The 12,535-nt window shown below is 53.6% G+C and carries 10 protein-coding genes; 7 read left to right on the top strand and 3 right to left on the bottom strand.

All coding sequences use genetic code 11. The features are described from left to right. The first annotated feature begins 47 nt into the window (after nt 1–47). The 6 genes from mepS to yejF all read left to right on the top strand — a co-directional run bounded on the left by mepS (nt 48) and on the right by yejF (nt 7,993). A complete protein-coding gene (gene mepS / locus ABU190_RS02000) occupies nt 48–611 on the top strand; it encodes a bifunctional murein DD-endopeptidase/murein LD-carboxypeptidase (protein WP_039079949.1) in 564 nt (187 codons plus the stop codon). Between the two features lie 195 nt (nt 612–806). Beyond that, entirely contained in the window at nt 807–2,363 is a 1,557-nt protein-coding gene (locus tag ABU190_RS01995; protein ID WP_354690236.1) for a cyclic di-GMP phosphodiesterase, read from the top strand. Between the two features lie 95 nt (nt 2,364–2,458). Continuing rightward, nucleotides 2,459–4,267 (top strand): extracellular solute-binding protein, encoded by a 1,809-nt coding sequence (locus ABU190_RS01990; RefSeq protein ID WP_354690235.1) that lies wholly within the window; start codon nt 2,459–2,461, stop codon nt 4,265–4,267. Nucleotides 4,268–4,276: 9 nt separating this feature from the next. Next, a complete protein-coding gene (locus ABU190_RS01985; protein ID WP_354690234.1) occupies nt 4,277–5,377 on the top strand; it encodes a microcin C ABC transporter permease YejB in 1,101 nt (366 codons plus the stop codon). Further along, nucleotides 5,377–6,402, top strand: coding sequence for a microcin C ABC transporter permease (locus ABU190_RS01980; RefSeq protein WP_039079945.1), 1,026 nt, complete (start codon nt 5,377–5,379; stop codon nt 6,400–6,402). Before ABU190_RS01985 ends, ABU190_RS01980 begins: the two co-directional genes overlap by 1 nt. A gap of 1 nt (nt 6,403) precedes the next feature. Continuing rightward, a complete protein-coding gene (gene yejF / locus ABU190_RS01975; protein ID WP_354690233.1) occupies nt 6,404–7,993 on the top strand; it encodes a microcin C ABC transporter ATP-binding protein YejF in 1,590 nt (529 codons plus the stop codon). 3 nt (nt 7,994–7,996) lie between these two features. Here yejF and ABU190_RS01970 read toward each other — a convergent pair whose 3' ends face one another. From ABU190_RS01970 to rsuA, 3 genes are all read right to left on the bottom strand, one after another. Continuing rightward, nucleotides 7,997–8,341, bottom strand: coding sequence for a YejG family protein (locus tag ABU190_RS01970; RefSeq protein ID WP_039079943.1), 345 nt, complete (start codon nt 8,339–8,341; stop codon nt 7,997–7,999). Nucleotides 8,342–8,677: 336 nt separating this feature from the next. After that, nucleotides 8,678–9,871: a Bcr/CflA family multidrug efflux MFS transporter gene (locus tag ABU190_RS01965; RefSeq protein WP_071195672.1), complete on the bottom strand. Its 1,194-nt coding sequence runs from the start codon at nt 9,869–9,871 to the stop codon at nt 8,678–8,680. 16 nt (nt 9,872–9,887) lie between these two features. Beyond that, complete coding sequence (gene rsuA / locus ABU190_RS01960) at nt 9,888–10,595, bottom strand: 16S rRNA pseudouridine(516) synthase RsuA (RefSeq protein WP_354690232.1); 708 nt, start codon at nt 10,593–10,595, stop codon at nt 9,888–9,890. Nucleotides 10,596–10,749: 154 nt separating this feature from the next. On the opposite strand from rsuA, the gene ABU190_RS01955 reads away from it, so the two are divergent. Next, nucleotides 10,750–12,510: a DEAD/DEAH box helicase gene (locus tag ABU190_RS01955; RefSeq protein ID WP_271850776.1), complete on the top strand. Its 1,761-nt coding sequence runs from the start codon at nt 10,750–10,752 to the stop codon at nt 12,508–12,510. Nucleotides 12,511–12,535 lie beyond the last annotated feature (25 nt).

Raw genomic sequence — 12,535 nt, 5'->3', positions numbered from 1 at the left:
TTTATAACGATATTTATCGTTAAGGACTTCAAGGGAAAATAATTAACATGGTCAAATCTCAGCCGATTTTGAGATATATCTTGCGGGCGATTCCCGCGGTAGCAGTGGCGGTTCTGTTATCAGCTTGTTCAACAAATACCGCGAAAAACATGCATTCTGAGACGCATGCTGTGGGCGAAGATATCTCTTCACTGCAAGCCTCTCAGGATGAATTTGAAAATATGGTGCGCAATCTGGATGTGAAAAATCGCATCCTCGATCAATATGCTGACTGGAAAGGTGTACGTTACCGCTTAGGCGGCGACACCAAGAAAGGTATTGATTGTTCCGGCTTCGTCCAGCGCACTTTCCGTGAGCAGTTTGGTTTAGAATTACCGCGTTCAACCTACGAACAGCAGGAAATGGGTAAGTCGGTATCACGCACCAGTTTGCGTACCGGTGACCTGGTGTTGTTCAGAGCGGGGTCAACGGGTCGCCATGTAGGCATCTACATTGGCAATAACCAGTTTGTCCATGCTTCGACAAGTAGTGGTGTGGTGATTTCCAGTATGGATGAACCTTACTGGAAGAAGCGCTACAACGAAGCGCGCCGCATATTGTCCCGCAGCTAACGCATGTTTTCGCCGGTTATCCCTTGGCTGGCGCGAAACGATAAAAGAACACTGCTTCGGCGGTGTTTTTTTATACCCGTTTTTCTTGCCTTTTTATATGTCTCATTAACACTTTCCAGGCTATATTCCAGGAAATCAAACAGAGCAATCGCCTGGCTTTTTTTCGCTCAAACTCGCCAGATATGGATATAAGTGATGTTGACCCGCAGCTTTTCCGCCAGCCGGAAAATTCTTCTGTTTAGCCTTCTGGTCGGTCTCTTCGCGGCTATTGCCGTTAGCGGGATTCAATTTTTAGTTGTTCAGAAGAAACACGAACAAAAGATGAATGCCGTACTCGCGGGCATGCAGCACTGGCTCACAGACTATTTTAGCGATATCAAAACCACCGCTGAGGCGCTCCAGCCGCTAACGCTCAATGAGTGCGCTGATGTCGCCAGTGAACTGACCTCGCGCGCCGCTTTTAGCACCAATGTCCGCGCATTTTTATTAGTCAAAAACGATAACGCATTTTGTTCTTCCGCTACGGGCGTGATGCACGTGCCGATGAAGGATCTCCTGCCGGAGATTGATCTGCACAAAGACTTTAATATGGTCATCTTACACGGCACGCCAATGATGCCGGACAAACCTGCAATTGCAATGTGGTTCCGCAGCCCCTTGCTTGATGACCGTGGCGTTTTTGTATCACTCAATGTCAACCTCCCCCCTTTCCTGCTTTATACCTCACAGCAACAAGAATTGACCGGTATTGCTCTCGGAATCGGCCACAACGCGATCTCCACCTTTTCGACGGGCCTTGTTGATCTGCGTACCCTGAAAACCACGCCGTTTCGCACGGCTCATCTTGTTGGCCTTCCGCTGACTATTAATCTTTATACTGAAACCTGGAAGCCCGAAGATGTACAGTTTGCCCTGCTGTTTGGCGGCATGGTGGGTACGCTTGCCGGTTTGCTGACGGCCTGGTATCTGTATATCCGAATGCGTCCTGGCAAAGAGATCCTTACCGCCATTAAACAGAATCAGTTTTATGTGGTGTACCAGCCAGTGGTTGATGCCAGCGAATTACGGGTGCGCGGTGTCGAGGTACTCATGCGCTGGAAGCACCCCACTGCCGGAGAGATCCCACCAGATGCATTTATCCAGTATGCCGAGGCGCAACAGCTAATCGTGCCGCTAACGCTGCATCTGTTTAAGCTTATTGCCCACGATGCGCCGGTCTTGCAAACGCTGCTGCCGCAGGGGGCCAAACTGGGTATTAATATCTCGCCCGGCCATTTGCATGTTGAAAGCTTTGCTGAGGATATTCGCCAGTTTACCCATTCCCTTCCGGACGACTATTTCCGCCTCGTGCTGGAAATCACCGAGCGGGATATGTTGCGCCAGAGTGAGGCAGTGAAATTATTCCAGTGGCTGCGTGATGAAGGTTATGAAATTGCCATTGATGATTTCGGCACCGGTCACAGCGCACTTATCTATCTTGAACGATTCACCCTTGATTATCTTAAAATTGATCGTGGCTTTGTGAATGCCATTGGTACTGAAACCGTCACGTCACCGGTGCTTGATGCCGTGCTGACGCTGGCGAAACGTCTGAATATGTCCACTGTTGCAGAAGGTGTCGAAACGCCGGAACAGGCTCGCTGGCTGCGGGAACATGGCGTTAATTTTATGCAGGGTTACTATTTCAGCCGCCCAATGACACTTGAACAATTCACAATGTGGCATCCCCCGCAGTTTTCATCACGACTTTAGGCCGTTAATTATTTCACAATGGGCGCACCCTCCCTTATTATTCAATGAGAAAACGTTGGTGCGCCCGGAGCGCCACTGGTAAAGGATCCCGCCCGATGAAGTTTGTGCGCCTGTTTATTTTGAGTTTGCTGCTAGTGGGCACCATTACCCATGCGCAAACCATTAAAGAGAATTACGCGTTTGCCGTTATTGGCGAGCCCAAATATGCCATCAATTTCTCACATTTTGACTATGTGAATCCCGCTGCGCCTAAAGGCGGCAATATTACGCTTTCCTTTCTCGGTACGTTCGATAACTTTAACCGCTTTGCGCTGCGCGGTAACGCCGCCGTGCGCACCGAGTCGCTCTATGACAGCCTGTTTACCACCTCTGATGATGAACCGGGAAGCTACTATCCGCTGATTGCTGAGGTGGCCCGCTACGCCGATGATTATTCATGGGTCGAAGTCTCAATCAATCCGCGCGCCACCTTCCACGACGGCTCACCTATCCGGGCCAGTGATGTGGCATTCACCTTCCATAAATTTATGACCGAAGGGGTGCCGCAGTTCCGCCTGATCTATAAAGGCACCACGGTAAAAGCGATCTCCCCGTTAACCGTGCGTATCGAACTGGGTGAACCGGGCAAAGAGAACATGCTTAGCCTCTTCTCACTGCCGGTTATGCCTGAGAAATTCTGGAAAGATCATAAACTCAGCGACCCGCTATCGTCCCCTCCCCTCGGGAGCGGCCCTTATCGCATCACCAGTTGGCGGATGGGACAGTACGTGACCTACTCGCGTGTGAAAGATTACTGGGGCGCGACGCTGCCGGTCAATCGCGGGCGCTGGAATTTCGACAGTATTCGCTATGACTATTACCTGGACGACAATGTCGCCTTTGAGGCCTTTAAAGCTGGCGCGTTTGATATGCGCACCGAGGGCAGTGCAAAAAACTGGGCGACGCGCTATATCGGCAGCAATTTTGACCGTGGCTATATCATTAAAGATGAGCAGCCAAACACCTCCGCGCAGGATACCCGTTGGCTGGCGTTCAATATCCAGCGACCAATGTTCACTGACCGTCGGGTACGTGAAGCTGTCTCGCTGGCCTTTGATTTTGAGTGGATGAACAAGGCGCTGTTTTATAACGCCTACAGCCGCACCAACAGCTATTTCCAGAACACGGAATATGCCGCACGCAATTATCCGGATGCCGCGGAGCTGACGCTACTGGCACCGATGAAAGCCGACCTGCCGCCGGAGGTTTTCACCTCTATTTATACTCCACCCGTCTCCAAAGGCGACGGCTATGACCGGGAGAACCTGCTGAAAGCGAGTGAGCTACTCAAGCAGGCAGGCTGGGAAATGAAAGACCAGAAGCTGGTGAACTCCCAGACCGGTAAACCGTTCGTTTTCGAGATGCTGCTGCCTTCTGGCGGGAACAACCAGTGGGTGTTGCCGTTTCAGCACAACCTGGCGCGGCTGGGTATTACGATGGAAGTCCGTCAGGTCGATAACTCGCAGATAACCAATCGTCTGCGCACCCGCGATTACGACATGATGCCGCGCGTGTGGCGGGCAATGCCGTGGCCCAGTTCCGATCTGCAAATCTCCTGGAGTTCGCAATACATTGATTCAACCTATAACTCCCCCGGCGTGAAAAGCCCGGTACTGGATAAACTGATCGCACAAATTATCCAGGCGCAGGGAGATAAGCAAAAACTGCTGCCGCTGGGGCGGGCGCTCGACCGGGTGCTGACGTGGAATTACTACATGTTGCCCATGTGGTATATGGCAGCCGATCAGGTGGCCTACTGGGACAAGTTCTCGATGCCAGGCATTCGCCCCGTCTATTCACTCGGTTTCGACACCTGGTGGTATGACGTGAACAAAGCGGCAAAACTGCCCGCAGACAGACGCTAAGGAGACAGGATGGGCGCCTATTTTATTCGACGCTTATTGCTGATCATTCCCACCTTGTGGGCGATTATCACCATTAACTTTTTCATCGTACAGATTGCCCCAGGAGGGCCGGTCGATCAGGCCATTGCGGCGATTGAGTTCGGTAACCAAAGTGGCTTACCGGGGACGACGATCGAAGGTGGCGGTGCCACACACGCCCGAACCGGTGTCGGCAGCGCTACCAGCAACGATAGCCACTATCGCGGCGGGCGTGGGCTTGATCCGGAAGTGATTGCTGAAATTACCAAACGCTACGGCTTCGACAAACCGATTCATGAGCGTTATTTCAAAATGCTCTGGGACTATGTCCGTTTCGACTTCGGCAATAGCCTGTTTCGCAGCGCCTCAGTGCTACAACTGATCAAAGAGAGCCTGCCGGTTTCCGTCACGCTTGGGCTATGGGGAACACTGATTATCTATCTTGTGTCGATTCCCCTGGGGATCCGCAAAGCGGTCTATAACGGCAGCCGGTTCGACGTCTGGAGCAGCGCTTTTATTATTATCGGCTACGCGATCCCCGCATTCCTGTTCGCTATTTTGCTGATCGTCTTTTTTGCGGGCGGCAGCTACTACGATATCTTCCCGCTGCGTGGGCTGGTTTCGTCGAACTTCGACACCCTGCCCTGGTACGCTAAGGTAACCGACTACCTGTGGCACATCACCCTGCCCGTGCTGGCAACCGTCATTGGCGGCTTTGCGGCCCTGACCATGCTGACGAAAAACTCCTTTATGGATGAGATCAGAAAGCAGTATGTGGTGACCGCGCGCGCAAAAGGCGTCAGCGAAGGCAATATTATGCGCAAGCATGTGTTTCGTAACGCGATGTTACTGGTGATCGCAGGCTTTCCTGCCACCTTTATCAGCATGTTTTTTACCGGCTCACTGCTCATTGAAGTGATCTTCTCACTTAATGGGCTGGGGCTGCTGGGCTACGAGGCCACCGTCTCGCGCGATTATCCGGTGATGTTTGGCACGCTTTATATTTTCACGCTTATCGGCCTGTTGCTGAATATCCTCAGCGACATGACTTATACGCTGGTCGACCCGCGCATCGATTTCGAGGGACGCTGATGTTTAAATTAAGCTACGTCAACCAGACTCGCTGGGCGCGTTTTCGCCATAATCGCCGCGGCTTTTGGTCGCTGTGGATTTTTCTGCTGATTTTTTTATTCAGCCTGTTTGCCGAACTGATCGCCAACGATAAACCGCTGCTGGTGCGTTACCAGGGTCACTGGTACGCGCCGGTGATTTTCAACTACAGCGAGAGCGAATTTGGCGGTCCGTTTGCCACGCCTGCGGATTATCAGGATCCCTGGCTGCAGCAGCAAATCGCTCAGCATGGCTGGATGATTCATGCCCCCATCCGCTTTGGCGCGCGCAGTATCAACTACTCCACCACTCAGCCTTTCCCCTCGCCGCCCTCAAAGCAGAACTGGTTAGGTACCGATGCCAACGGCGGGGATGTGCTGGCGCGTATTCTCTACGGGACGCGTATCTCATTGCTGTTTGGCTTAATGTTGACGCTCTGCTCCTGCGTTATCGGCGTGCTCGCAGGCGCACTACAGGGCTATTACGGCGGGAAAATCGATCTGTGGGGCCAGCGCTTTATTGAGGTCTGGTCAGGCATGCCAACGCTATTCCTGATTATTCTGCTCTCCAGCGTCGTACAGCCTGGATTCTGGTGGTTGCTGGCTATTACGGTACTGTTCGGCTGGATGAGTCTGGTGGGCGTGGTGCGCGCTGAGTTTCTGCGCACGCGAAATTTCGACTATATCCGTGCGGCGCAGGCGCTGGGGGTGAACGACCGCAGCATTATGTTGCGCCATATGCTGCCCAATGCGATGGTCGCCACGCTGACCTTCCTGCCGTTTATTTTATGCAGCTCGATTTCCACCCTGACCTCGCTGGATTTCCTCGGCTTCGGTTTGCCACTGGGTTCACCGTCGCTTGGCGAATTATTACTGCAGGGGAAGAATAATCTGCAGGCGCCCTGGCTGGGTATCGCGGCGTTTTTATCTGTGGCGGTATTACTGTCGCTGTTAATTTTTATTGGTGAAGCAGTGCGCGACGCCTTCGATCCCAACAAGGCGGTATAAGATGACCCCTCCCCTGTTACGCATTGATTCCCTGTCTATCGCTTTTCGTCAGCAGGAGACACAACGCACGGTGGTGGATTCGCTTTCGCTGCAAATTGAGGCGGGCGAAACACTGGCGCTGGTCGGCGAATCCGGCTCGGGTAAAAGCGTGAGCGCATTGTCGATCCTTCGCCTGCTGCCCACGCCACCCGCTGTCTATCCGCAGGGCGATATCCTCTTTCATGGCGAAAGCCTGCTGCATGCCAGCGAGAAAACCTTGCGCCAGGTGCGCGGCAATAAAATTGCGATGATTTTTCAGGAACCGATGGTGTCGCTCAATCCACTGCATAGCGTGGAAAAGCAGCTTTACGAGGTCTTATCGCTACACCGGGGGATGCGCCGGGAGGCCGCCCGCGCCGAGATCCTGACCTGTCTTGACCGGGTGGGTATCCGCAATGCCCGCCAGCGCCTGGGGGATTTCCCCCACCAGCTTTCTGGCGGCGAACGCCAGCGCGTGATGATTGCCATGGCGCTGCTCACTCGTCCGGAATTATTGATTGCGGACGAACCCACCACCGCGCTGGATGTAACGGTGCAGGCGCAAATCCTGACGCTGCTGCGCGAACTGCGTCAGGAGCTGAACATGGGGCTTCTGTTTATCACGCACAACCTGAGTATTGTGCGCAAACTGGCAGATAACGTCGCCGTGATGCAAAACGGTCTGTGCGTCGAGCAGAACAGCGCAAGCGCCCTGTTTGCCGCGCCAACGCACCCTTATACCCAGCGTCTGTTGAACAGCGAGCCCGCGGGCGACCCGGTCCCCCTGGCCCCGGACACACCGCCACTGCTGCGCGTCGAAAATCTCGGCGTCAGTTTTCCGATCCGCAAAGGTATCTTTAAACGCGTAGTGGGCGAAAACCGGGTGGTCAATAACATCAGCTTCACCCTGCGTGCAGGGGAAACGCTGGGGCTGGTTGGGGAGTCTGGCTCCGGGAAGAGTACCACCGGACTGGCGCTGCTGCGCCTGATTGCCTCGCAGGGCACCATTATCTTTGGCGATAGCCCTTTGCACGCATGGAATCGCAAACAGATGCTACCGGTGCGCCACCGCATTCAGGTGGTATTTCAGGATCCGAACTCTTCGCTGAATCCACGCCTGAACGTGCAGCAGATTATCGAAGAGGGATTACTGGTGCACCAGCCGACGTTGACGCACGAAGCGCGGGAGGCAGAAGTCATCAGAGTCATGAACGAGGTTGGTCTGGATCCAGAAACCCGCCGACGTTTCCCGGGTGAGTTTTCTGGCGGTCAGCGCCAGCGTATTGCCATTGCCCGGGCACTGATACTGAAACCGGAGCTGATCATACTGGATGAACCCACCTCCTCCCTTGATCGCACAGTACAGGCGCAGATCCTCGCCTTACTGAAATCGCTCCAGCAGACGCACCATCTGGCTTATATTTTTATCAGTCACGATTTGCAGGTGGTACGCGCGTTATGCCATCAGGTGATTGTGCTGAAACAGGGAGAGGTGGTTGAGCAGGGAGAGTGTCACCGCGTGTTTAGCGCGCCGCAGCAGGACTACACGCGTCAGCTTTTATCATTGAGCTGACGCTCAGAAAGGGTTCTGAGTGGTGAAGGGTTCAGCGATCGCGACGCCAAAGTTTTTCAGGCGGCAGGTCGCTGCAAACTCATCCTGACAGTTCACGAACAGACAAGGTTCACCTTCGCATTCCACGACGGAACAATCTACTGCGATGTCACTCAGTGCCTGACTCAGCTTGTGCATAACCGGCCAGGCGCTATCGCCATCCGGACTCAATAACTTCAGCGCCACAAGACTCCCTTCCGCGTCATCGTCATTTTGCGGAATCGGTTCAACCCTGGCGCCTGCAAAACCGTCAAGCCAGCGATAGCTCTGGGGTAAACGGTGGATGATGGAGAGTTGTAATGTATTCACTTTCTGTCCCCGGAAGTACCAATTACTTCACAAATATTTCACATTCATATTAACACATTATTGACAAACCGTCTCGTCAGCGACACATAAAACGTAAGACGCCGCGATTTGTGCGGGTTAGCGGTTCATTTATCAGGTTTTTATTGATGAACCCCGGCCCTTTTTTCGGCTATATGTACCCGTTTATGAGATCTAACTCAACTTATTTTACTACAAGGATGTGACTTTTTACACAAACGGATTTTACATAAAATAAACAAACACGTCCGAATGTATGTCGGGTTTGGTTGATGTGCATCAAAAAAGGGAGCGTTTCTGCTCCCTTCTGTTGAAAGGTTACGCCTGTTTTTTGCCGCGACTGGCGTAAAGATAGAAGAGAATGGAACTGGTTGCGCAAAAGGTGATGGACCAAATCATTGGCCATGCGGAGTTGAACGCCGACATAGAAAGCAGCGTGCCGACAATTGCGCCAATACCAAAGCGGAACGTACCGGCCAGAGAGGAGGCGGTTCCTGCCATATGGGGAAACTCATCAAGAATGACCGCCATCGCGTTCGACGACACCAGCGAAACACAGCCGACAAAGGCGGCCACGCCCACCACCAGTGACCAGAAACCTACGCCAAGCAGTGCCGTGATAACCATCCATAGCGCCATCACAAACTGAACCCACAGCCCACCACGGAACATCTTTAATGCACCCACACGGCGGACGAAACGTCCATTGATGATGGTCATCAGGAACAGGAACACAATATTTAGCGCGAAGTAGTAGCCAAAATCCTGTGGCGAAACATGGTTGATTTCAATATAGACAAACGGCCCGGCGCTCAGAAAAGAGAACATTCCGGCAAAGCTAAAGCCGCTTGCCAGCATATAGCTGAGCACGCGTTTATGACGAAACAGAGAGGCAAAATTGCCGACGGTAGTACGCAGATGGAACGGCTGCCGACGTTCTGGCGGAAGCGTTTCACGTATAAAGAACGCAATCATCACCGAGACCAGCAAGCCCGCTACCGCCAGGATCCAGAAGATCATATGCCAGCTAAACCAAACCAGCACCGCGCCGCCGATCATCGGGGCAAGCAACGGCGCAATGGTGGTCACCAGCATGACAAACGACATCATCCGCGAAAACTCTTCGCGCGGATAAATATCGCGCATCAGGGCATTAATCACCACGCTGGCTGCGGCTGCCGCGAGACCATGAAAGAAGCGCATAGTGATCAGTTGATCGATACTCTGTGCCAGCGCACAGGCCACGGCCGCCGCGGCGAAAATCAGCGTACCGCCAAGGATAACCGGCTTACGCCCGATGCTGTCCGCCATAGGACCATAAAGCAGTTGCCCCAACGCAAAGCCCAGAATGTAGGTGCTTAGCGTCATTTGCGCGCTGCCCGCCGGTACGCCAAACTGCCCGGCAATTACCGGGAGCGCGGGCAGATACATATCAATAGATAACGGCATCAACATGGCCAGCAGGCCAAGAATAATCACAATGCTCAGTGATGAGTGTGGCCTGTTGGTCACGAAAAGCTCCTCTAAGTTAACGCGCAGGCAAACCGACGCTGGCAATCTCTTCTTCTGTCAGTGCGCGGTACTCTCCCGGCGCCAGATCGTCGTCGAGGGTAATCGCGCCGATACGTTCACGATGCAGCCCGACAACGTGGTTGCCCACGGCGGCAAACATACGTTTTACCTGGTGATAGCGCCCCTCGCTGATAGTTAAGCGTACCTGCGTCGGCGTGATCACCTCGAGCTGAGCCGGTTGGGTCAGGTCTTTCTCGTTATGTAACTGGACACCTTTGGCAAAGCGTTCCGCAGTGTCTTGCGCCACTGGCGATTCCAGGTCGACCAGATAGGTTTTCTCGCAGTGATGGCGCGGTGAGGTGATACGGTGCGACCACTGCCCATCGTCGGTCATCAGCACCAGCCCGGTAGTATCGATATCCAGGCGCCCCGCAGCATGCAATTTGTGCGCTACAGGCTCATCCAGAAAATAGAGTACCGTCGGATGATCGGGATCGTCCGTTGAGCAAACATAGCCCTGCGGTTTATTGAGCATGAAATAACGAGGGCCGGTTTGTTGAGCCAGCGCGTTGCCCTCATACTCCACCTCGTGTTGCGGGAGCAATTTGAACGCGGCATCTCTGACAATTTCGCCGTCTACGGTAATGTGGCTGGCGCGGATTTGACGTCCGGCAATAGCACGGCTTACGCCGAGTTGCTGAGCGATAAACTTATCAAGTCGCATGAAGTTGTTTTGCCTGTATGGTGCTGGAAGCAGGACTTTCGTCCTTAAGAAGACTCAGGTGATTTACGCCTGTCAGTATAGCGGTCATTCTACGCCGCTCAAGGGAAAGATTCGTGGCATACTTGTGACATGATGTTGTCACACCATGAAGAGCATGACTTTTACCTTACGCCCTTATCAACGCGAAGCGGTAGACGCTACCCTCGCCCACTTTCGCCATCACGATGAACCTGCGGTGATTGTCCTGCCTACAGGCGCAGGCAAAAGCCTGGTCATTGCCGAACTGGCAAGGGTGGCGCGCGGTCGCGTACTGGTACTCGCACACGTTAAAGAACTGGTCGCGCAAAACCATGCGAAATACCTCGCTCTGGGTCTGGAGGCGGATATTTACGCTGCGGGCCTCAAGAGTAAACAGAGTGAGGGCAAAGTAGTTTTCGGTAGCGTACAGTCCGTTGCCCGTAACCTTGACCATTTTCAGGGTGAGTTTTCACTGCTGATTGTCGATGAGTGCCACCGCATCAGCGACGATGACGAAAGCCAGTACCAGCAAATTTTACAGCACTTGCGCAAAGTGAATCCCCGCGTACGTTTGCTGGGACTCACCGCGACCCCTTTTCGTCTGGGGAAAGGCTGGATCTACCGTTTTCATTATCACGGTATGGTCCGGGGCGATGAAAAAGCGCTGTTCCGCGACTGCATTTATGAGTTGCCGCTGCGTTACATGATCAAGCATGGCTATTTAACACCACCGGAACGGCTGGATATGCCCGTGGTACAATACGATTTCAGCCGCCTGCAGGCGCAGAGTAACGGCCTGTTCAGCGAAGCGGATCTGAACCGTGAACTGAAAAAACAGCAGCGCGTCACACCGCACATCATCAGCCAGATTGTTGAGTTCTCAGAAAGCCGCAAAGGCGTGATGATTTTTGCCGCGACCGTAGAACATGCCCATGAAATTACCGGGCTATTGCCTGCGGGCGAAGCAGCGCTGATTACCGGCGAAACGCCAGGTCCACAGCGTGATGAGTTGATTGAGGCGTTTAAAGCGCAACGCTTTCGTTACCTGGTGAACGTGTCGGTGCTCACGACTGGCTTTGACGCGCCGCATGTGGATTTAATTGCCATCCTGCGCCCGACGGAATCCGTCAGCCTGTATCAGCAAATCGTCGGACGCGGCCTGCGACTGTTTCCCGGCAAGACCGATTGCCTGATCCTCGACTACGCCGGAAATCCGCACGATCTTTACGCGCCGGAAGTCGGTGCGCCGAAAGGAAAAAGCGACAACGTACCTGTGCAGGTGTTTTGCCCGGCCTGCGGCTTTGCCAATACCTTTTGGGGAAAAACCACGGCAGATGGCACCTTAATCGAACATTTTGGCCGTCGCTGCCAGGGCTGGTTTGAGGACGATGACGGCCAGCGGGAACAGTGTGACTATCGTTTCCGTTTTAAAAATTGCCCCCAGTGTAATGCGGAAAACGACATTGCTGCCCGTCGTTGCCGGACCTGCGACACTATTCTGGTCGATCCGGACGATATGCTTAAAGCGGCGCTGAAACTCAAAGACGCGCTGGTCCTTCGCTGTAGCGGAATGGACTTACAGCACGGCGCGGATGACAAAGGCGAGTGGTTAAAAATTACCTACTACGATGAAGATGGCGCAGATGTCAGCGAACGTTACCGCCTGCATACCCCTGCTCAGCGTACCGCTTTTGAGCAGCTCTTTATCCGCCCGCACACTCGTACGCCCGGCGTGCCATTACGCTGGATTGTCGCCGCCGATATCCTCGCCCGGCAGGCGCTGTTACGCCACCCTGATTTTGTCGTGGCGCGCAAAAAAGGCCAGTACTGGCAGGTACGGGAAAAGGTGTTTGATTATGAAGGGCGCTTTCGCCGCGCCAACGAGTTACGCGGCTAAGCCATAGCCGTCTGACTTGTAACAG

The organism is Phytobacter sp. RSE-02 (genome assembly GCF_040578655.1).
Lineage (GTDB): Bacteria > Pseudomonadota > Gammaproteobacteria > Enterobacterales > Enterobacteriaceae > Phytobacter > Phytobacter diazotrophicus.
Note: the sequence above shows the minus strand (reverse complement) of the source record. Positions and strands in the feature narration are given on the sequence as shown.